Raw genomic sequence first — 20,416 nt, 5'->3', positions numbered from 1 at the left:
ACCAATGCGGTGCGCACCGGCTGGGATGGCATCCTTGCCGAGCAGCTCGATGCCCGTCATCGCCCGTGCAACTTCGTGGCGCATCTGAAGCAGGCAGCGGCCTGTGACAGCCGTGGCTGAGCTCAGCCAGGCCCGGCCGCTGATGCCGGTGGAACAGGCCCTGGAGCAGCTGCTGGCATTGGCCGAGGCGGCACCGATCCGCGACACCGAGAACTTGCCGCTGGCCGAAGCCGAAGGCCGTGTGTTGGCCACCGACCTGGTGGCGTCGCTCGACCTGCCGCCCTGGCCGAACAGCGCCATGGACGGTTATGCCTTGCGTAAAGCCGACTGGCAGGGCCAGCCGCTGCCGGTCAGCCAGCGTATTTTCGCCGGCCATGCGCCACAGCCGCTGCAACCGGGCACCTGCGCGCGGATCTTCACCGGTGCACCGGTGCCGGAAGGGGCCGACTGCGTCGAGATGCAGGAAAACACCGAAGTGCTCGAAGATGGCCGGGTGCGTTTTCTCGAAGCGTTGCAAACCGAACAGAACATACGCCCTCAGGGCCAGGAAACCCGCAAGGGCGAACAGGTAATGAGCGCCGGTACCCGCCTCGGGCCGATCGAGCTGGGCCTGGCGGCGACCCTGGGGTATGGCCGCCTGGATCTAGTGCGCAAGGTGAAAGTGGCGGTGCTGTCTACCGGCGACGAACTGGTCGAGCCCGGCCTACCGCTGGGGCCTGGGCAAATCTACAACAGCAACCGCAGGTTGCTGGTCAGCTGGCTGCAGCGACTGGGCTGCGAAGTGGTCGACGCCGGCATCCTGCCAGATGACCTGGCCCGTACCCGCACCTGCCTGGCCGAGCTGGGGGGCGTAGACCTGATCCTGTCCACCGGCGGTGTCTCGGTGGGCGAGGCCGACTACCTTGGTGCTGCCCTGCGCGAAGCTGGCGAGCTGGCGCTGTGGAAGCTGGCGATCAAGCCGGGCAAGCCGCTGACGTTTGGCCACTTCCAGGGCGTGCCGGTGATCGGCCTGCCAGGTAACCCGGCCTCGACGCTGGTCACCTTTGGCCTGCTGACCCGGCCCTACCTGCTGCGCCGCCAGGGTGTGGCCGACGTCACGCCATTGCGCTTCGATATGCCAGCGGGCTTTGACTGGCCCAAGCCTGGGACGCGCCGCGAATACCTGCGTGCGCGCATCGAGCAGGGCCAGGTGCGCATCTACAAGAACCAGAGCTCGGGTGTGCTGCGTAGCGCGGCCTGGGCCGAGGGCTTGGTAGAGGTGCGTGAGGGCAGCACGCCAAAGCGCGGTGACAGCGTGCCGTTCATCCCCTTCAGCGAGTTACTTGGCTGAGCGACCCAGCCAGGCATTGGCCAGCGGCGCGGCCTCGGCCGGGGCCACCTGGGTCAGGCGCATGTGCACATTCTCCAGTTGCTGGGCGGCCACGCTCCAGTCGTGGCGCTGGCGGGCGAACTGGCGCCCGGCCGCGCTCAACTGGCTCATGCGCCAGGGCTGGTTGAGCAGCTGGGTGATCAGCAGCGCCAGTTGGTCACCGTCGTCGCTGCCCAGGTAATGCTCGCCATTGTTCGCGCTCAGGCCTGAAACGCCCTTGCCGGTGGTGATTACTGGCAGGCCGGCGGCCATCGCTTCGAGGATTTTCACCTTCGAGCCACCGGCATAGCGCAGTGGCGCGAAAAACAGCGCGGAGCGCCGCTGCAGTTCACGCAGGTCGGGTCGGTAGCCCAACCACTCGATGCGCGGGTCGTTCCAGTGCAATTTCCAGTTGGCGGGCATTGCATGCCCGGCAATTGCCAGGCGCACCGCTGGGTTGCTCATCCATACCTGCGGCATGATGTCTTCCAGCGCCCATTCGATGGCCTCCAGGTTGGCGCCATATTCGAAGTTGCCGACGAACAACAGGCGTTGGCTGTGCAGCGCAGGTTGTACCTGCTGGTAAAAATCACAATCCACACCATTGACCACCACGTTCACTGGGCGCCCGCTGATCTGGCCAATCAGTTCGGCATCGTGGGTGCTGACCGCCACCAGCTCGGTGGGCTGGCGCAGTACGCGATGTTCCCAGCGCCGATAGCGCCAGCGGTCGAAGGCGTTGAGCGGGCGTAGCCACAGCGGCAGGCGGTCGTGGCAAGCGCCGCCCATAACCGACTCCAAGGTGTGCTCGCTGAGCATGTAGGGCAGCCCTCGGGCCTGCAGGGCTTTTTCGAACGGCTGGAAGCTGTAGCTGTGCTCGATCTGGATGACGTCCCAGGGCTCGTCCAGCAACTGCTCGAAGCGGTGCCGCAGGCAAGAGGAAAGGCCATTGATGATGGCTCGCATGGGGTAGTCGATGATGGGTGAAGCCAGCAGGTTCAGCGGGCTGTGCAGCGGGCGGCGGGGCAAAACGATCAGGCGTTCGAGCAGTGGTTCCAGGGCATCACGAGCGCCATCGCTGAGGGGGATTTTCGACTGCACCAGCAGGGTGATCCGGTGGCCGCGTTGAGCCAGTGCGCGCAGCAAGTGGTATTGCCGGGTCTTGCAGCCGCTGGTGGTCGGCCAGGGCAAGTAAGGCAGTGTCCAGAGAATGCGCATTACCCGGAATCCTCGTGAAAGGTTGCAGATAGCAAAACGCGCCCATTGGCAGCAGTGGGGGAGCCACTGCCGGGCGCGTCCATGGCAAAAGGTGTATCTGCTGAGCATAGCCGGGCATTCCCAGGCGTGGGAAAAATGACCGGCCTGCACGATTCTTTGCCAGGGTATGCAACGATCCGGGCGTGCCAGTGGTCGAGATCTGGGTTGGCCCATTTTACGGAGACGCGCACATGCAAGGGCGCAAGGCAATGCTGGTGCTGCACGGCAAGCAGGCGATGAACGAAGAGGTCCGCAGCGCCGTGCGCGAGCTGCGCGATAGTGGCTGGGTGCTGGATGTACGAGTCACTTGGGAAGCGGGCGACGCCCAGCGGTTGGTCGCTGAAGCACTGGCTGCGGGTTACAGCCATATCGTCGCCGGTGGCGGTGATGGCACATTACGCGATGTGGCCGAGGCCATGGGGTTGGCCGCCACCAGCGCCAGCCTGGCCTTGTTGCCATTGGGTACGGCCAACGATTTTGCCAAGGCCGCTGGCATCCCCCAGGTGCCAGCCTCGGCGCTGGCTTTGTTGAATGTCGCGCCACAACCCATAGACCTGGGGCAGGCTGGTGACCAGCTGTTCCTCAACATGGCCACTGGCGGCTTTGGCAGCCAGGTCACCGCCAATACCTCGGAAGACCTCAAGAAGGTGTTGGGCGCTGCCGCCTACCTGTTCACCGGGTTGTCGCGCTTCAGTGAGCTGCAGGCGGCTTCGGTGGAGTTGCAGGGCCCGGACTTCCACTGGCAAGGGGACTTATTGGCGCTGGGTATCGGCAATGGCCGTCAGGCGGGGGGCGGGCAGGTGCTATGCCCTGAGGCCATCATCAACGACGGTCTGCTTGATATCGCCATCCTGCCTGCGCCACAGGAAGTGGTAGGGGCGCTACGTGACTTGTTGGCCGGTGACGGCCTGTTCATTCGGGCCAGGTTGCCGTGGGTCGAGATCAAGAGCGCGCAAGGGCTGGACATCAACCTCGATGGCGAGCCCTTGCAGGCTGCCAACCTGCGCTTTCAGGCCAGGCCTGCGGCGTTGCGCCTGCACCTGCCGGCCGGGTCGCCATTGCTCAGTCGTCCAGGCTGATGATTTTCTCGCGCACGGCGAACAGCACCAGGCCCGCTACGTCGTGAATTTGCAGGCGCTTCATGATTTGCGAACGGTGGGTTTCAATGGTCTTGATCGACAGGCCCAGGCCTGTAGCAATTTCCCGGGTGGACTTGCCGCGCACTATCAGGCGCAGAATCTCCAGTTGCCGTGCCGTCAGGTTGTGCCGCTCGCCAGCGCTTTGCTTGCCTTGCTTGGTGTGGCGCAGCGCCTGGTTGATGACGGTGTGGGCAATGGCCGGGCTGAGGTAACGCTCGCCGTTGCGCACGGCGCTCAGGGCCTGTTCCAGCTCGGTGGCGCTGGTGTCCTTGAGCAGATAGCCGTGGGCGCCGCTTTCCAGGGCCCGCATGATCAGGTCCGGGTCGGTGTGCATCGACAGGATCAGCACCTTGCACGTGCTGCCGCTGGCCCGCAGCTGGGTGAGAGCGTCCAGGCCGCTGGTCGAACGCATCGAGATGTCCAGCAGGACGATGTCTGGGGCCAGTGTGCGAACCTGTTCGAGCAACTGGCTGCCATCATCGGCTTCGCCGATCACATCATAGCCGGGGATATCGCAGACCAACGCACGTACCCCGGCGCGGATCAATGAGTGGTCGTCTACCAGCAGCAGCCTACAGGTCATGGGCGGGCGTACTCCTGGCGCGCTGCTGGGTGCGCGGAGGCCACGGGAACATCGCCTCGATCTGCGTGCCCAGGCCAAGTTGGCTGGTAATGTCGAGCCTACCCTGCAGCGCGGTTACCCGCTCCTGCATGCCGGCCAGGCCGCGCTGGCCGGCCTCGGCCGGGTGGCGGGCGGGTACGAAACCACAGCCATCGTCGTGGATCGACAAAGTAAGCCCCTCTGGAGTGCGCTGCAGGCGAATGACCAGGTTGTGCGCCTGGGCGTGACGCAGCATGTTGGTCACCGCCTCCTGGGTGATACGGAACACTGCCATGGCTACCGTCTCGTCGATGCCGCCCAGTCGCTGGTTGCACGCCAGGCTCCAGTGCACCCCGCTGCTGGCCAAGGTACGTACCAGGTGCGCACGCAGGCTGGCTTCCAGGCCCAGGCTGGCCAACTGCCGCGGGTTGAGCAGGGCAGATACATCCCGGACGTTGCCCAAGGTGTCATCCAGCGTGCTGCGCAGGGCGTCGCAGTGGTTCTGCAACTCGTCGGGCATGCGCCGCTGCAACCACTGCAATTGCAGCTTGGCGGCGGTGAGCAGTTGGCCGATGTCGTCGTGCAGTTCCCGGCCCAGGTGCTGACGCTCATCTTCCTGCACCTTGAGCATGCGCTCGGCCAGCTCGGCCGGACGCAGGCTGATCGACCTGGCGCCCAGGCCCAGTTGCACAGCGGCGCCCAGCGTGGCGACCAGCTGCAGCATCAGCAGGCTGGGCGGGATTGCCTGATGGGTCAGGTACAGCGCCAGGTTGGCAAGCAGCGAGGCCACGCACAGCCCGACCGTCGTCCAACGCAGCAGGGCAGCGCGGGGGCAGCAACGCAGAGAAGTCTTCAAGCGTGGGAACATAGATAGGGAAGCCACTGAAGTCTTGCTGATGGAGGCCTTGCACAATGCTGGTCAGAGGCTTTGGCGCAGTACTTTCGATATTTTTTTAAACACGTGATCTTGCAACCTTGCTTCCGGTAGCAAGCGTTTGTGGGGGCGCATATTACCACTTCGCATTGCATCGGTCGCGGCTGGGTAACGCTTTGAAACGCCTGCTGGTCGGGCAGTTTCGGGTAGCAAAGTGCCACCCTTTAGTCACTCACTGTGCACTTGTGCTGCAACTAGCGCGGTCAAGTTTCAACGTGACACTGAAAAACTTGAAGCACTTTTCAAGTTCGACCATGGTGGTACTTGAACAAGCAGCCTTAGTTGCACTTCATGCAAAGTCAATACGTGGAGGTAGAGCGGCTGGGGTGCGTGCCGGCTGCCATGTGGCTGTGCGGGTGAATGCACTCGCTGCCTTGCTCATTGCAAAATGCGCAGGCTGGCGCAAAGGGCTGTTGCACGACCTTGGCCAACTCGCCCAGTAGCACCAGCTGCTCGCCGATGTCCAGGTTCAACCGCCCGGTCCGGGTATCTACCAGCTCCAGCTGCCAGGCCAGCAGGGTCAGGCAGGCCCCTATCGCAGGTAGGGCGGCACGTTGCAGGCAAGCACCGTGGCAGGCCGGGGCGAGCAACTGTTGCAGGGCAGTGGTGTAGTGGGCGACTTCACGCAGGCCCAGGCGTGTGGCCTGTCGGGCGAGGCTGTCGAGGGCGTTTTCCAGGCAGCGACAGGCGTCCAGGTCATTGTCGATCAGCTCCAGATGCTGCAGGCACTCCTGGGCCTGGGTCAGCAGCACTTGGGCATCCAGCAGGAAGCCCTGCAGGGCGTCATCGAACGATAAGGCAGTGTCCATCATCAGGTCCCCGCGCGTGGATGAGGCGCGGGGGGCGGGCACGCCAAAACGATAGCTAGCAAAAGCCTGACTCCATTCATGCAATGAGAATGGCGTCACATTAATGGCTAAAGGATATCGCGAACATCAGGTTGCACCCGATTGCTGCTAAGGGTTTCCCTGATGCGAGGCTAGGGTGGGGAACTTTTGCCGAAGCCTTGATTTGCGCTGGATGCCCGCAGTAAAGCATGATGGCATGGTGATATCAATTGCCTTCGCAGCATTTTCCCGCAGGGGTCAAGGTGTGTGTGGAGCCGCCGATACAGGGTAGATGATTTCACTTTTTTCGACTTGAGCCTGGGGGCTTTCCAATGGCTGGCATTCTCGACACGGTAGACCAACGCACGCAATTGGTGGGTGAGAACCGCCTGGAAATTCTGATGTTTCGCCTGGCCGGTCGCCAGTTGTTCGCGATCAACGTGTTCAAGGTGCAGGAAGTGCTGCAACTGCCCAAGCTCACACTGATGCCCCAGCGCCATGCCTTCGTCTGCGGTGTGGTGAACCTGCGCGGGCAAACCCTGCCGGTGATCGACCTGTCCCAGGCGATTGGCATGCGCCCGCTGCAACCGGGGCCGGACAGCACGATCATCGTCACCGAATACAACCGCTCGGTGCAGGCTTTCCTGGTGGGCGGTGTCGACCGCATCGTCAACATGAACTGGGAGTCGATCATGCCGCCGCCGACTAGCGCCGGCCGCCAGCATTATCTGACCGCCATCACCAAGGTCGACGAAAAACTGGTCGAAGTGATCGACGTGGAGAAGGTGCTGGCTGAAATCGTGCCATACAACGCTCGGGTCTCTGGCGATAAACTCGCCGACCCGGTGCTGGCCCGGGCCCGTGGCCGCGAGGTGTTGCTGGTGGATGACTCCAGTGTGGCCCTGGCGCAGTTGCGCGATACCTTGTCCCAGTTGGGCATGAAGCTGCACGTGGCCAGTGATGGTCTGAAGGCGCTGCGCATGCTCAAGGGCTGGGCGGATGCTGGCGAGGACGTGTGCGAGAAGCTGCTGATGGTGTTTACCGATGCCGAAATGCCGGAAATGGATGGCTACCGGCTAACCACCGAGATCCGCAGCGATGCGCGCCTGCGGCCCCTTTATGTGGTGCTGCATACCTCGCTGTCGGGCAGCTTCAACGAATCCATGGTGAAGAAGGTGGGCTGCGACAACTTCCTTTCCAAGTTCCAGCCTGATCGCTTGGTCGACGTGGTCAAGCAACGCCTGTTGCTGGATAGCGCCACTGCGTGAACGTTGAGCCGGCCAAGTATAAGCTTGGCTTTTGGCATGACGCGAGGCAGCAGGGATGTTTCTAAGTGAGTTGTATCGATACCCGGTGAAGTCGGGGCGGGCGCAAAGCCTGCAGACCGCAGCCGTGGGGTTGCTGGGCGTGCAAGGCGACCGCCGCTGGATGGTGGTCGAGGAGGAAAACGGACGCTTCCTGACCCAGCGTGCCTGGCCACAACTTGGCCAGATCGACGCGCGCGAAGACGACAGCGGTCAGTTGCTGCTACAGGCCCCTGGGCAGGATCTGTTGCAGGTGCCTGTGCCGCCTGCGGATGACGCCCTGCGCGGCGTGACCATCTGGCGCGATACCCTGCGTGTGCCGGACGCCGGCGATGCCGCGGCGGCCTGGCTGAGCGAGTTGCTGGGTAAAGCCGTACGCCTGGTGCATTGCCCGGAGCCGCGTGCGCGTTACCTGCCCAATGGTTATGGCTTCAACAGTGATCGGGCGGCGTTTCCGGATCGCTTCCCGTTGCTGTTGATTGGTCAGGGCTCGCTGGACGAGCTCAACCGGCGCATCGGCCGGCCCATGGAGATGCTGCGCTTTCGCCCCAACCTGGTGGTGCAGGGGGCAGCGCCGTTTGCCGAGGATGGTTGGAAGCGAATTCGTATAGGCAGCCTGGAATTTCGCGTGCTCAAGCCCAGTGTGCGGTGCATTTTCACCACCATCGATCCGGCTACCGGGGAGCGCAGTGCCGACCGTGAGCCGATGGCGACGCTCAAAACCTTTCGCGAGAAGGAGGGGGATGTGCTGTTCGGGCAAAACCTGGCGGTGGATGGCAGTGGGCGGTTAGAGGTAGGGATGCAGGTAGAGGTTCTGGAATAGCCGTGTTGCCAGCGCCAGCACTGGCCCTAGTAGGCGCGACACCAGGCCGCTCCTGCAAGGGCTGTACAGGCTCTGCAACCCTTACATGTCGTCGAAATACCGCTCATGCCAATCCACCAGCGGCTGTGGCGAATTCAGCTTCTGCCCGTAGATCACCGAATACGACAGCACGTTCTGCACATACTGGCGTGTTTCGTCGAACGGGATCGACTCCACCCATACATCGAAACTCAGGTGCTTGGCGCCTTTGAGCCACTGACGCACGCGCCCGGGGCCGGCGTTGTAGGCCGCCGAAGCCAGCACTCGATTGCCGTTGAATTGGCTGTGTACCTGGCTCAGGTAGGCCGCACCCAGCTGGATGTTCTTGTCTGGGTTCAGCACTTGCGCGGGTGATGCCAGCGGGATGCTGAACTTGCGCGCGGTCTCTTTGGCGGTGGCCGGCATCAGTTGCATCAGGCCGCTGGCGCCCACCGGTGAGCGTGCGTCTTCCATGAAGGCGCTTTCCTGGCGGGTGATGGCGAATACCCAGCTCGAATGCAGGCCGCGAACTTTGGCCTCGCGTACCAGGGTGTCGCGGTGGGCCATCGGGAAGCGGATGTCCAGGTCGTCCCAGTACTGCGCCTGACTGATGGTACGGATAGCCGGGAAATACCAGCGCAGCTCATAGCCCAGGCGTGCCTGGGCAACCATTTCGTCGCGGGTGAAGTGACGGCTGACGTGGTACCACTCGCGGCGGCCTTCGACGATCTGGCCACGGGCGTGGAATTCCAGTGCGCGTTGAATGCCGGGCGTATTGCGCACCTTTTTGACCAGTTGCGGGCTCAGCGGCAGTGGCTTGTTGTTCAGTTGGTAAGGCGTCTGTGCCCGGTCGGCGGCCAGGAAACCATAGAAGTCGCGTTCACGCGCCACGGTCTTGTACAGCAGTGGAATCTGCGGGTTGTTTGGCTGTGCCAGCTCCAGGCTGCGAGCCTGCCAGTACTTCCAGCGGCTGCTGCTGGCCAGGTCCTGGGGCAGGCGTTTGGTCAACTCGTAGGCGTCTTCCCAGCGGCCCAGGCGCAGCAGCAGGCGCAGGCGCCATTCGCTGACGGTGTTGTCGCGCAGCTCGGGGTCGTAGCGGGTCATGAGGTCGAGCGCGCGCGGGTCGTAACGACGCGCCAGGGTCAGGCCGATTTCGCGGGCGATGGCCACCTTTTCGTCGCGGGAGAAGTGCATGCGCTGGGCGTAGTCGTCGAGTAGCGCCATGGCTCGCTCCGGGTCCTGCCGGGCCAGGCGACGAAGGCCGAGGCTGACCACGTCGGACATCGCTTCGTTGACCGGGGTGAAGCGTGACGGCTGGTTGAGCAGCTCGGGCTTCTGCGCCACGTCGACCAGCAGGCTCCCCTGCGGGCCGAGGGTAGTCAGGGTTTTGACCAGGTTGTTAGCCAGGCCATAGTTGCGTGCTTGGGCCGCCAGTTTGGTGCGTTCCCAGCGCTTGGCCTCGGTCAGCTGGCCTTCGGCTGCCCACATGCCGAACAGTGTGTCGCAGGCAGCGGGTTGCGACTTGCCGACGTTCCACAGCTTATCGGCGGTGGCGTAGCCTTCGGCGCGCAGGCCGTGGCTGAGCTGGTACTGGCCGTTGAGGCAGTCCAGTTCGGTGAAGTTGAGCTTGGGGTCGTAGTACTTGACGAAGGTGTCCCACTCGCCGCGCTCGGCCAGCCAGCGCAACCAACGCAGCTTCATCCAGTTGGCCTGGGGCAGGTCGCCATGCTTGGCGAGAAAACCTTCGATCTCCTGGTTGCTGGCGCTTTTCAGGCGGGCGGTGAGCTCGTCGTAGGCCAGGTAGGGCGTCAGCGGGTAGTCGCTCAGGGCCTGGGCATAGCGCAGGTATGGGCCTTTGTCGCCTTTGGCCAGCGCACGCTTGGCCTCGTCATAATACTGGCGTTGCAGGGTCAGGTCGGTGGCCTGCGCCGCGCAGGTGGCGGCGGTAAGCAGCAGGCAGGATGCAATATGTAACAGGCGGCTGCGCATGATACGTCCGGGCAGTTGAACCATGGGGAAGTGACGGCGGAGCCAGCACTGTTGAAAGCTATTGCCTTAGCTTAGCCGTTTGCCGGCGGCGGGTGAAAGCACTGTGCTTGTATCGGGATATTAAGTACGACCAGATGTCACCTGTCGCTCGCCGGTGGGGCTGGCGGGTGCCGTCGAGGCCCAAGTCAGGTAGAATGCGCGCCCGATTTATGGAGACCAACATGACCCTGCTCAAATTCAGCGATGTGTCCCTCGCATTCGGCGCCATGCCGCTGCTGGACAAAGTGTCCTGGCAGATCGCTCGTGGCGAGCGGGTGTGCATCATCGGCCGCAACGGCACCGGCAAGTCGAGCATGCTGCGCCTGGTCAAGGGCGAGCAGAAGGGCGATGACGGTGAAATCTGGCGTGCCCCTGGCCTGAAGATCGGCGAGCTGCCTCAGGAGCTGCCGGTGGCCGACGAGCGCACGGTGTTCGACGTGGTTGCCGCTGGCCTGGACGGTGTGGGCGAGTTGCTGGCGCAGTTCCATCACCTGAGCATGAACATCCAGGGCGACGAAGACCTGGAAAAACTCATGCACGTTCAGCACGAGCTGGAAGCCCGTGACGGCTGGCGCCTGCAGCAGGTGGTGGAAAGCACCCTGAGCCGCTTGCAGCTGCCGGCCGACAAGACCCTGGCCGAGTTGTCCGGTGGCTGGCGCCGCCGTGTGCTGCTGGCTCAGGCTCTGGTGTCCGAGCCCGACCTGCTGCTGCTCGATGAGCCAACCAACCACCTGGATATCGGCGCCATCGCCTGGCTTGAAGAGGCCCTGCGCGGCTTCAACGGCGCGGTGCTGTTCATTACCCACGACCGTTCCTTCCTGCAGAACCTGGCCACCCGTATCCTTGAGCTGGATCGCGGCGGCCTGATCGACTGGAACGGCGACTACGCCAGCTTCCTGGTGCACAAGGAGGCCGCATTGGCCGCCGAAGAAACCGCCAACGCGCTGTTCGACAAGCGCCTGGCCCAGGAAGAAGTGTGGATTCGCCAGGGTATCAAGGCCCGGCGTACCCGTAACGAAGGCCGCGTGCGTGCACTGAAGGCGTTGCGTGTGGAGCGTGGCGAGCGCCGTGAGCGCCAGGGCAAGGCCAACATCCAGATCGAAGCAGCGGACAAATCCGGCAAGCAGGTGATGGTGCTGGAAAATGTCAGCTTCCATCACAAGGACGGTCCCCTGCTGGTCAAGGATTTCTCCATGGTCCTGCAACGCCAGGATCGTATCGGTCTACTGGGCGCGAATGGTACCGGCAAGACCACGTTGCTCAAGATGATGCTGGGCGACCTTGAGCCCACCGCGGGCAAAGTGGAGCGCGGTACCAAGCTTGAGGTGGCCTATTTCGACCAGATGCGCCACCAGCTCGACCTGGAAAAGACCGTGATCGACAACCTGGCCGAAGGCCGCGATTTCATCGAGATCGATGGTCAGAACCGCCACGTGCTGAGCTACCTTGGCGATTTCCTGTTCAGCCCCCAGCGTGCGCGCACGCCGGTCAAGGCGCTGTCGGGTGGTGAGCGTGCGCGGCTGCTGCTGGCCAAGCTGTTCAGCAAGCCGGCCAACCTGCTGGTACTCGACGAACCGACCAACGATCTGGATGTGGAAACCCTCGAGCTGCTCGAAGAGGTGCTGTCCAACTACAAGGGCACCGTGCTGATGGTCAGCCACGACCGGGCCTTCCTCGACAACGTCGTCACCAGCACCCTGGTGTTCGAAGGCGAGGGCAAGGTGCGTGAGTATGTGGGTGGTTACGAGGACTGGATTCGTCAGGGCGGCTCGCCGAAACTGCTGGGCGTGACCGAGAGCAAAGGTGGCAAGTCCGCACTCAACAGCGCGGTTGTGGAGAAGGTCGAGGCCAAGCCCGCGCCCGTTGCGGCACCAGTGGTGGAAGAGGCTTCGAAAAAGAAACTCAGCTACAAGCTGCAGCGTGAGCTGGAGATGCTGCCAGGGCAGATCGACGAAGTTGAACAGCGCATGGCTGAGGCTCAGGAAGAAGTGAATGCGGCGGGCTTCTACCAGCGGCCGATCGCGGAAACCTCGGCAGTGCTGGCCAACATCGAGAAGCTGCAAGGTGAGCTGGATGCGTTGGTAGAGCGCTGGGCTGAGCTGGAAGGCTGATCGGCGTCAGCCAGATCTGGCCTCCTTGCGGGCAAGCCCGCGAAGAGGCCAGATCTGGTTAAGTCATTCTTTCTTCAGCAGGCGTACCGCCAGCACATCACACGGCGCGCCATGCAGCACGTCATTGGCCGTGGAGCCCAGCAGCAGCGCCAGACCATGACGGCCATGGCTGCCGACCACGATCAGGTCGCAGTTCTGGTCCTTGGCCAGCTGGTGGATTTCCTGGCGCGGTTGGCCGTAGGTCAAGTGGGAGTCGCCGCGCTTGATGTCCGGGTATTTATTGAACAGGCGGTCCATGCGCTCTTTGGCCTGGTCGAACTGCTGCTGTTGCAGTTGCGACAGGTCCATCGGCACGTCACCGCCAAATGCCATGGCCATCGGCTCGACGATGTGCACCAGCGAAACCTTGGCGTTCGAAGGCGCGGCCAGCGCCATGGCGCGCTTGATCACCGGGTCGCATTCTTCGGTCAGGTCGACGGCAACCAGAAGATGTTCGTAGGACATGAGCGGTACTCCTGACAATCGCGATAGAAGAAGTATGGTCGCTTTCGGGCGGGTCTACCGTGAAAAATGGCTAACCAGCTCATTTGCAACGCTTTATGGGATGTACTGATATGACGGTATTGCTGGTGGTGTCAATCCTTGCGCTGATTCTCAGCCCGCTTTCCTGGCTGCGCAGCTCGCGCAAGCAGAGCGAGCAGATGAAGCTGCGCCTGGAGGCGCGGCGCATGGGCCTGGCCATGCAACTGGCGCCGCAGCAGTGGCCGCACTGGCTGGAAAAGGAGCCGCCAAGCCCTTGCCCGCAGTACCACCGGGCCAGGCGCCGTGGGCATGAGGACAGCTTTAGCTTCTGGCAGGTCAGCCCGGGGGTGTGGTGGAACCAGTGGCGCGAACCCTGCGAAGACCCGCGCTTCATGGAGGCGTTGGCGCGCCTGCCGGCGAGCGTCTACAAGGTCGAGGCCGATGCGCGGATGATTGCCTTGTACTGGACCGAACGGGGCGATACGGCTGTATTGCAGGATGTTGCCTACGCCCTCGAAACCCTGGCCTGAGTCCTGCCTTGCTCCCGCAGGGTAGGCGTCACGCGCGATAAACCTGTTCTCAAACGACAAAGCGGCGGCTTGGCAGAACCCTGAAGGGGTGGGGTGCCAAGTCGCCGCTTTGCGTTCTGCTGCGCAGAAAAGGCCAGGCAGGCCGGGTATTCATTCAAGCAAGTGCCAGTGTAGCCGCCCGCGCTTGCCACGCAAGCCGAAAGTTGCAGCACACTGCCAGCGCGTGTGGTCAATCGCTGACATGAATGCTCGGCGATCACTGTCATCATGTTTTGTACCCATCCGATACAAAATGACTGGAAAGTCGCGTTTTCCCCGTGCTCGTGAGCATTTGACAACGCCGATCTTTTCGGAGAATGTGTGCACACCCAAATCAAACGGGCGTATGAATTGAGCGTTTGTATGTCATGACGCCAAGCCATACTTCCGACTAGCGCGCTGACGGGTGTGCCTGGGGCAGGGCAGCTAGGCCTGCTTTTGCTGCAGCGATCGGCGTGTACAGTTCAGCTTCCATATCGTGGAGATCAGTTGATGATTTACGAAGGTAAAGCCATCACGGTTAAGGCTCTTGAAAGTGGCATCGTCGAGCTCAAGTTCGACCTCAAGGGTGAGTCCGTCAACAAGTTCAACCGCCTGACCCTGAACGAGCTGCGCCAGGCCGTCGAAGCCATCCAGGCCGACGCCTCGGTCAAGGGCGTGATCGTCAGCAGTGGCAAGGACGTGTTCATCGTCGGCGCCGACATCACCGAGTTCGTCGACAACTTCAAGCTGCCCGAGGCCGAACTGGTCGCCGGCAACCTGGAAGCCAACCGCATCTTCAACGCCTTCGAAGACCTCGAAGTGCCCACCGTTGCCGCCATCAACGGCATCGCCCTGGGCGGCGGCCTGGAAATGTGCCTGGCAGCCGACTACCGGGTCATGTCCAGCAGCGCCAAGATCGGCCTGCCAGAAGTCAAGCTGGGTATCTACCCTGGCTTCGGCGGCACCGTGCGTCTGCCACGCCTGATCGGCTCGGACAACGCCATCGAGTGGATCGCCGCCGGCAAGGAAAACCGTGCCGAGGACGCCCTGAAAGTGGGGGCCGTTGACGCCGTGGTCGCCCCTGAGCTGCTGCTGGCCGGTGCTCTCGACCTGATCAAGCGCGCCATCAGTGGCGAGCTGGATTACAAGGCCAAGCGCCAGCCAAAGCTGGAGAAACTCAAGCTCAACGCCATCGAGCAGATGATGGCCTTCGAGACCGCCAAGGGCTTTGTCGCCGGCCAGGCCGGGCCGAACTACTCAGCCCCGGTCGAAGCCATCAAGTCCATTCAGAAAGCCGCCAACTTCGGTCGCGACAAAGCGCTGGAAGTCGAAGCCGCAGGCTTTGCCAAGCTGGCCAAGACTTCGGTCGCCGAGAGCCTGATCGGCCTGTTCCTCAACGACCAGGAGCTCAAGCGCAAGGCCAAGGCGCATGACGAAATCGCCCATGACGTGAAGCAGGCCGCCGTGCTCGGCGCCGGCATCATGGGTGGCGGCATTGCCTACCAGTCGGCGGTCAAGGGCACCCCGATCCTGATGAAGGACATCCGCGAGGAAGCCATCCAGCTGGGCCTGAACGAGGCCTCCAAGCTGCTCGGCAACCGCGTCGAGAAGGGCCGCCTGACCCCGGCCAAGATGGCCGAGGCACTCAACGCCATTCGCCCGACCCTGTCCTATGGCGATTTCGCCAATGTCGACATCGTCGTCGAGGCCGTGGTCGAGAACCCGAAGGTCAAGCAAGCGGTACTGGCGGAAGTGGAAGGCCAGGTGAAGGACGATGCGATCCTCGCCTCCAACACTTCGACCATTTCTATCAACCTGCTGGCCAAGGCGCTCAAGCGCCCGGAAAACTTCGTCGGCATGCACTTCTTCAACCCGGTGCACATGATGCCGCTGGTGGAAGTGATTCGTGGCGAGAAGTCCAGTGAAGTGGCGGTTGCCACCACCGTGGCCTACGCCAAGAAAATGGGCAAGAACCCGATCGTGGTCAACGACTGCCCGGGCTTTTTGGTCAACCGCGTGCTGTTCCCTTACTTCGGCGGCTTCGCCAAGCTGGTCAGTGCCGGTGTCGACTTCGTGCGCATCGACAAGGTAATGGAAAAGTTCGGCTGGCCGATGGGCCCGGCCTACCTGATGGACGTGGTCGGTATCGACACCGGCCACCATGGTCGCGACGTAATGGCCGAAGGTTTCCCGGACCGCATGAAGGACGAGCGCCGCTCGGCCGTCGATGCGCTGTACGAGGCCAACCGCCTGGGCCAGAAGAATGGTAAAGGCTTCTACGCCTACGAAACCGACAAGCGCGGCAAGCCGAAGAAGGTCTTCGACGCCACCGTGCTCGATGTGCTCAAGCCGATCGTGTTCGAGCAGCGTGAAGTCACCGACGAAGACATCATCAACTGGATGATGGTCCCGCTGTGCCTGGAGACCGTGCGCTGCCTGGAGGACGGCATCGTCGAAACCGCTGCCGAAGCCGATATGGGCCTGGTCTACGGCATTGGTTTCCCTCCCTTCCGCGGTGGTGCGCTGCGTTACATCGACTCGATCGGTGTTGCCGAATTCGTCGCCCTGGCCGATCAGTATGCCGATCTGGGGCCGCTGTACCACCCGACCGCCAAGCTGCGTGAAATGGCCAAGAACGGCCAGCGCTTCTTCAACTGAGCGGTCAACGAGCTAGAGCGAGAGATTTGATATGAGCCTGAATCCAAGAGACGTGGTGATTGTCGACTTCGGTCGCACGCCAATGGGCCGCTCCAAGGGTGGCATGCACCGTAATACCCGCGCCGAAGACATGTCGGCGCACCTGATCAGCAAGTTGCTGGAACGCAACGGCAAGGTTGACCCGAAAGAAGTCGAGGACGTGATCTGGGGCTGCGTCAACCAGACCCTGGAACAGGGCTGGAACATCGCCCGCATGGCGTCGCTGATGACCCAGATCCCGCACACCTCTGCGGCCCAGACCGTCAGCCGTCTTTGCGGTTCGTCGATGAGCGCGCTGCACACTGCCGCCCAGGCGATCATGACCGGTAACGGTGATGTGTTCGTGGTCGGTGGCGTGGAGCACATGGGGCACGTCAGCATGATGCACGGCGTCGATCCCAACCCGCACCTGTCCTTGCATGCCGCCAAGGCTTCCGGGATGATGGGCCTGACTGCAGAAATGCTCGGCAAGATGCATGGCATCACCCGTGAGCAGCAGGACCTGTTCGGCGTGCGTTCGCACCAGTTGGCCCACAAGGCCACGGTCGAAGGCAAGTTCAAGGACGAGATCATCCCGATGCAGGGCTATGACGAGAACGGCTTCCTGAAGGTGTTCGATTTCGACGAAACCATTCGCCCGGAAACCACCCTCGAAGGCCTGGCGTCGCTCAAGCCGGCGTTCAACCCGAAAGGGGGGACTGTCACGGCCGGTACCTCGTCGCAGATCACTGATGGCGCATCGTGCATGATCGTCATGTCCGGCCAGCGTGCCATGGACCTGGGGATCCAGCCATTGGCAGTGATCCGTTCGATGGCGGTGGCCGGTGTCGATCCGGCGATCATGGGCTACGGCCCGGTGCCTTCGACCCAGAAAGCCCTCAAGCGTGCCGGCCTGACCATGGCCGACATCGACTTCATCGAGCTCAACGAAGCCTTCGCTGCACAGGCCCTGCCAGTGCTGAAAGACTTGAAAGTGCTCGACAAGATGGATGAGAAGGTTAACCTGCACGGCGGCGCGATTGCCTTGGGCCACCCGTTCGGTTGCTCCGGGGCGCGGATTTCCGGCACCCTGCTCAACGTCATGAAGCAAAATGGCGGTACGCTGGGGGTGGCGACCATGTGCGTCGGCCTGGGGCAAGGTATCACCACTGTCTTCGAACGCGTCTGATCGCGTAGCAGGACAGCAGCCGGGGCCATGTGCCCCGGTTTTGTTTTTTTCAGGTTTTTTCAAGAGGGTGTGCAACATGCAGATACAACCAGGCGTATACCGGCATTACAAAGGGCCTGAGTACCGTGTCTTCAGTGTTGCGCGGCACTCCGAAAGCGAAGAGTGGATGGTGTTCTACCAATGCCTGTATGGTGATTACAGCTTCTGGGTGCGCCCCCTTTCGATGTTCCAGGAGTGCGTCGAGGTTGACGGCGAGCAGGTGCCACGCTTTGCTTTGGTCAAGGCCGAAGAAGGGCTGCCTGGGTTGCTGGGCAAGTCGCACGAGTGATCGTCCGAGCTTGACCTCACACTTTTGCCACTATATATAGCGGTGCCGCGTCTGGCACCTGACGTGTTTTTCATCTTCAGATTCAGGAATACTCCGATCCATGGGCAAATCGCTGGTCATTGTGGAATCCCCGGCCAAGGCCAAGACCATCAACAAGTACCTGGGCAACCAGTACGTGGTGAAGTCGAGTATCGGCCATATCCGAGACCTCCCCACCAGCGGTTCGGCCAGCGCGAGCAAAGAGCCGGCCGCCAAGCGTGGCAAGGCCGCGGGTGAGGCTCCGGCCCTTTCGCCGAAAGAAAAAGCTCGTCGCCAGCTGGTAGCGCGCATGGGTGTCGACCCCGACCATGGCTGGAAGGCGAAGTACGAAATCCTGCCTGGCAAGGAAAAGGTGATCGAAGAACTGCGCCGCCTGGCCAAGGATGCCGACACCATCTATCTCGCAACCGACTTGGATCGCGAGGGGGAAGCCATTGCCTGGCACCTGCGCGAGGCCATCGGCGGCGACGACACCCGCTACAAGCGCGTGGTGTTCAACGAAATTACCAAGAAGGCCATTCAGGAGGCCTTCTCGCAGCCGGGCGAGCTGGACATCGACCGGGTCAACGCCCAGCAGGCGCGGCGCTTCCTTGACCGCGTGGTCGGTTACATGGTCTCGCCACTGCTGTGGGCCAAGATTGCCCGTGGCCTGTCCGCTGGCCGTGTGCAGTCGGTAGCGGTCAAGCTGGTGGTGGAGCGCGAGCGTGAAATCCGCGCGTTCATCCCGGAAGAGTACTGGGAGATCCACGCCGACCTCGGCACCGCGAAGAACGCCAAGGTGCGTTTTGAGGTGGCGCGCGAGAAGGGCGAGGCTTTCAAGCCGCTGAACGAAGCCCAGGCCATGGCTGCGCTAGAGAAGCTGAAGGCTTCCAGCTACAGCGTGGTCAAGCGTGAAGATCGCCCGACCAGCAGCAAACCGTCGGCGCCGTTCATTACTTCGACCCTGCAGCAGGCAGCCAGTAACCGCCTGGGCTTTGGGGTAAAGAAAACCATGATGATGGCCCAGCGCTTGTACGAAGCCGGCTACATCACTTACATGCGTACCGACTCGACCAACCTGTCGGCTGATGCCCTGGACATGGCGCGCAGCTACATCGAGCGTGAATTCGGCAAGCAGTACCTGCCGGAAGCGCCGCTGGTATACGGCAGCAAGGAAGGCGCCCAGGAGGCGCACGAAGCGATTCGTCCTTCTGACGTGAATACCCACCCGACCAAGCTCAGTGGCATGGAGCGTGACGCCGAGCGCCTGTACGAGCTGATCTGGCGCCAGTTCCTGGCATGCCAGATGCCGCCTGCGCAGTACCTGTCCACCAGCGTTACCGTGGCTGCCGGTGATTTCGAGCTGCGTGCCAAGGGCCGTATCCTCAAGTTCGACGGTTACACCCGTGTGCTGCCACAGCAGAGCAAGCCGGGCGAAGACGACGTGCTGCCAGAAATGGTTCAGGGTGAAGCGCTAAAGCTGATCCAGATCGACCCGAGCCAGCACTTCACCAAGCCACCGGCGCGCTTCACCGAAGCCAGCCTGGTCAAGGAAATGGAAAAGCGCGGCATCGGCCGCCCATCGACCTACGCGGCGATCATTTCCACCATTCAGGACCGTGGCTATGTGACCCTGCACAACCGCCGCTTCTACTCCGAGAAGATGGGCGATATCGTTACCGAGCGCCTGTCGGAGAGCTTCTCCAACCTGATGGACTATGGCTTTACCGCCGACATGGAAGAGAACCTCGACGACGTGGCCCAGGGCGAGCGTGACTGGAAGAACGTGCTCGACGAGTTCTACGGCGACTTCAGCAAGAAGCTGCAGACTGCCGAGTCCAGCGAAGACGGCATGCGCGCCAACCAGCCGACCATGACCAACATTCCGTGCAAGGAATGTGGCCGGCCAATGATGATCCGCACCGCGTCCACCGGTGTGTTCCTGGGTTGCTCGGGTTACACCTTGCCGCCAAAAGAGCGCTGCAAGGCCACCGTCAACCTGGTGCCGGGCGACGAAATTGCCGCTGATGACGAGGGCGAATCGGAGTCGCGCGTGCTGCTGGGCAAGCACCGTTGCCCGATCTGCGCCACGGCGATGGACGCTTACCTGCTGGATGAGAAGCACAAGCTGCACATCTGCGGTAACAACCCCGATTGCGTTGGCTATGAGATCGAAGAGGGCAGCTACCGCATCAAGGGTTACGAAGGGCCTAGCCTGGAGTGCGACAAGTGCGGCAGCGAGATGCAATTGAAGACCGGTCGTTTCGGCAAGTTCTTCGGCTGCACCAACCCGGCATGCAAGAACACCCGTAAGCTGCTCAAGAGTGGCGAGGCGGCACCACCGAAGATGGACAAGGTGGACATGCCGGAGCTCAAGTGCGAGAAGGTCGACGACACCTATGTGCTGCGCGACGGTGCTTCGGGGTTGTTCCTGGCTGCCAGCCAGTTCCCTAAAAACCGCGAAACCCGCGCGCCGCTGGTGCTCGAGATCGTGCCGCACAAGCATGAGATCGACCCGAAGTACCACTTCCTGTGCGATGCGCCGCAGAAAGACCCAGATGGCCGCCCGGCGGTAATTCGCTACAGCCGCAAGACCAAGGAGCAGTACGTGCAGTCCGAGGTCGATGGCAAGCCGACCGGCTGGAAGGCGTTCTACGACGGTAATGCGTGGAAGGTTGAAGACAAGCGCTGATCGTTTGGCGTTGTAATTGGGGCCGCTCTTCGCGGCCCCAATCATTTATG

The 20,416-nt window shown here is 62.3% G+C and carries 16 protein-coding genes and 1 pseudogene; 11 read left to right on the top strand and 6 right to left on the bottom strand.

The window, feature by feature from the left end; genetic code table 11:
• Together APH42_RS20160 and glp are read left to right on the top strand one after the other, a co-directional pair.
• Positions 1 to 120: pseudogene (locus tag APH42_RS20160) on the top strand (molybdenum cofactor biosynthesis protein); the annotation flags it as partial.
• Positions 104 to 1,330 carry a gephyrin-like molybdotransferase Glp gene (glp, locus tag APH42_RS20155; RefSeq protein ID WP_060494078.1) on the top strand — a complete coding sequence of 409 codons (1,227 nt, stop codon included), beginning with the start codon at positions 104 to 106 and terminating at the stop codon, positions 1,328 to 1,330. The pseudogene APH42_RS20160 and the gene glp, both read left to right, overlap by 17 nt.
• Here the strand turns inward: glp and APH42_RS20150 are convergent.
• Positions 1,319 to 2,566, bottom strand: coding sequence for a glycosyltransferase family 4 protein (locus APH42_RS20150; RefSeq protein ID WP_012271331.1), 1,248 nt, complete (start codon positions 2,564 to 2,566; stop codon positions 1,319 to 1,321). The genes glp and APH42_RS20150 overlap by 12 nt on opposite strands.
• A gap of 230 nt (positions 2,567 to 2,796) precedes the next feature.
• On the opposite strand from APH42_RS20150, the gene yegS reads away from it, so the two are divergent.
• Positions 2,797 to 3,684: a lipid kinase YegS gene (yegS, locus tag APH42_RS20145; protein WP_060494077.1), complete on the top strand. Its 888-nt coding sequence runs from the start codon at positions 2,797 to 2,799 to the stop codon at positions 3,682 to 3,684.
• Here the strand turns inward: yegS and APH42_RS20140 are convergent.
• The 3 genes from APH42_RS20140 to APH42_RS20130 form a co-directional block, all read right to left on the bottom strand.
• Positions 3,668 to 4,327 (bottom strand): response regulator transcription factor, encoded by a 660-nt coding sequence (locus APH42_RS20140; protein ID WP_012271333.1) that lies wholly within the window; start codon positions 4,325 to 4,327, stop codon positions 3,668 to 3,670. The two genes, yegS and APH42_RS20140, sit on opposite strands and share 17 nt — an antisense overlap.
• On the bottom strand, positions 4,317 to 5,213 hold the full coding sequence (locus APH42_RS20135) for a sensor histidine kinase (protein ID WP_012271334.1): 897 nt from the start codon (positions 5,211 to 5,213) through the stop codon (positions 4,317 to 4,319). The genes APH42_RS20140 and APH42_RS20135 overlap by 11 nt, the downstream gene beginning before the upstream one ends.
• A gap of 365 nt (positions 5,214 to 5,578) precedes the next feature.
• Positions 5,579 to 6,088, bottom strand: a complete 510-nt coding sequence (locus tag APH42_RS20130; protein ID WP_041166667.1) for a hypothetical protein — start codon at positions 6,086 to 6,088, stop codon at positions 5,579 to 5,581.
• 350 nt (positions 6,089 to 6,438) lie between these two features.
• On the opposite strand from APH42_RS20130, the gene APH42_RS20125 reads away from it, so the two are divergent.
• Complete coding sequence (locus tag APH42_RS20125; RefSeq protein ID WP_012271336.1) at positions 6,439 to 7,374, top strand: chemotaxis protein CheV; 936 nt, start codon at positions 6,439 to 6,441, stop codon at positions 7,372 to 7,374.
• A gap of 55 nt (positions 7,375 to 7,429) precedes the next feature.
• Positions 7,430 to 8,233: an MOSC domain-containing protein gene (locus APH42_RS20120; protein ID WP_060494076.1), complete on the top strand. Its 804-nt coding sequence runs from the start codon at positions 7,430 to 7,432 to the stop codon at positions 8,231 to 8,233.
• An 81-nt stretch (positions 8,234 to 8,314) separates the two neighbouring features.
• Here the strand turns inward: APH42_RS20120 and APH42_RS20115 are convergent, their stop codons facing one another.
• Positions 8,315 to 10,240, bottom strand: a complete 1,926-nt coding sequence (locus APH42_RS20115; RefSeq protein WP_012271338.1) for a transglycosylase SLT domain-containing protein — start codon at positions 10,238 to 10,240, stop codon at positions 8,315 to 8,317.
• Positions 10,241 to 10,461: 221 nt separating this feature from the next.
• Between APH42_RS20115 and APH42_RS20110 the strand changes: the two genes are divergently transcribed.
• Positions 10,462 to 12,390 (top strand): ATP-binding cassette domain-containing protein, encoded by a 1,929-nt coding sequence (locus APH42_RS20110; protein WP_012271339.1) that lies wholly within the window; start codon positions 10,462 to 10,464, stop codon positions 12,388 to 12,390.
• Between the two features lie 63 nt (positions 12,391 to 12,453).
• On the opposite strand, the gene APH42_RS20105 is transcribed toward APH42_RS20110, so the two are convergent.
• Positions 12,454 to 12,894 carry a universal stress protein gene (locus APH42_RS20105; RefSeq protein ID WP_012271340.1) on the bottom strand — a complete coding sequence of 147 codons (441 nt, stop codon included), beginning with the start codon at positions 12,892 to 12,894 and terminating at the stop codon, positions 12,454 to 12,456.
• A 110-nt stretch (positions 12,895 to 13,004) separates the two neighbouring features.
• On the opposite strand from APH42_RS20105, the gene APH42_RS20100 reads away from it, so the two are divergent.
• From APH42_RS20100 to topA, 5 genes are all read left to right on the top strand, one after another.
• Complete coding sequence (locus APH42_RS20100) at positions 13,005 to 13,442, top strand: hypothetical protein (protein WP_012271341.1); 438 nt, start codon at positions 13,005 to 13,007, stop codon at positions 13,440 to 13,442.
• Between the two features lie 531 nt (positions 13,443 to 13,973).
• Positions 13,974 to 16,121: a fatty acid oxidation complex subunit alpha FadB gene (fadB, locus tag APH42_RS20095; protein ID WP_060494075.1), complete on the top strand. Its 2,148-nt coding sequence runs from the start codon at positions 13,974 to 13,976 to the stop codon at positions 16,119 to 16,121.
• 31 nt (positions 16,122 to 16,152) lie between these two features.
• Positions 16,153 to 17,328 (top strand): acetyl-CoA C-acyltransferase FadA, encoded by a 1,176-nt coding sequence (gene fadA, locus APH42_RS20090; RefSeq protein ID WP_012271343.1) that lies wholly within the window; start codon positions 16,153 to 16,155, stop codon positions 17,326 to 17,328.
• Between the two features lie 76 nt (positions 17,329 to 17,404).
• Entirely contained in the window at positions 17,405 to 17,656 is a 252-nt protein-coding gene (locus APH42_RS20085; RefSeq protein ID WP_012271344.1) for a DUF1653 domain-containing protein, read from the top strand.
• A 100-nt stretch (positions 17,657 to 17,756) separates the two neighbouring features.
• Positions 17,757 to 20,366, top strand: a complete 2,610-nt coding sequence (gene topA, locus APH42_RS20080) for a type I DNA topoisomerase (protein ID WP_012271345.1) — start codon at positions 17,757 to 17,759, stop codon at positions 20,364 to 20,366.
• Positions 20,367 to 20,416: the final 50 nt, after the last annotated feature.

Origin of the sequence: Pseudomonas sp. NBRC 111140 (assembly GCF_001320885.1) — a bacterium.
Classification (GTDB): domain Bacteria; phylum Pseudomonadota; class Gammaproteobacteria; order Pseudomonadales; family Pseudomonadaceae; genus Aquipseudomonas; species Aquipseudomonas putida_P.
This window is presented reverse-complemented; position numbering and strand designations above follow the sequence as displayed.

Coding starts and splice junctions, on each gene's coding strand:
- APH42_RS20150 (WP_012271331.1), bottom strand. CDS start 2,566: ATGCGCATTCTCTGGACACTGCCTTACTTGCCCTGGCCGACCACCAGC.
- yegS (WP_060494077.1), top strand. CDS start 2,797: ATGCAAGGGCGCAAGGCAATGCTGGTGCTGCACGGCAAGCAGGCGATG.
- APH42_RS20140 (WP_012271333.1), bottom strand. CDS start 4,327: ATGACCTGTAGGCTGCTGCTGGTAGACGACCACTCATTGATCCGCGCC.
- APH42_RS20135 (WP_012271334.1), bottom strand. CDS start 5,213: ATGTTCCCACGCTTGAAGACTTCTCTGCGTTGCTGCCCCCGCGCTGCC.
- APH42_RS20130 (WP_041166667.1), bottom strand. CDS start 6,088: ATGGACACTGCCTTATCGTTCGATGACGCCCTGCAGGGCTTCCTGCTG.
- APH42_RS20125 (WP_012271336.1), top strand. CDS start 6,439: ATGGCTGGCATTCTCGACACGGTAGACCAACGCACGCAATTGGTGGGT.
- APH42_RS20120 (WP_060494076.1), top strand. CDS start 7,430: ATGTTTCTAAGTGAGTTGTATCGATACCCGGTGAAGTCGGGGCGGGCG.
- APH42_RS20115 (WP_012271338.1), bottom strand. CDS start 10,240: ATGCGCAGCCGCCTGTTACATATTGCATCCTGCCTGCTGCTTACCGCC.
- APH42_RS20110 (WP_012271339.1), top strand. CDS start 10,462: ATGACCCTGCTCAAATTCAGCGATGTGTCCCTCGCATTCGGCGCCATG.
- APH42_RS20105 (WP_012271340.1), bottom strand. CDS start 12,894: ATGTCCTACGAACATCTTCTGGTTGCCGTCGACCTGACCGAAGAATGC.
- APH42_RS20100 (WP_012271341.1), top strand. CDS start 13,005: ATGACGGTATTGCTGGTGGTGTCAATCCTTGCGCTGATTCTCAGCCCG.
- fadB (WP_060494075.1), top strand. CDS start 13,974: ATGATTTACGAAGGTAAAGCCATCACGGTTAAGGCTCTTGAAAGTGGC.
- fadA (WP_012271343.1), top strand. CDS start 16,153: ATGAGCCTGAATCCAAGAGACGTGGTGATTGTCGACTTCGGTCGCACG.
- APH42_RS20085 (WP_012271344.1), top strand. CDS start 17,405: ATGCAGATACAACCAGGCGTATACCGGCATTACAAAGGGCCTGAGTAC.
- topA (WP_012271345.1), top strand. CDS start 17,757: ATGGGCAAATCGCTGGTCATTGTGGAATCCCCGGCCAAGGCCAAGACC.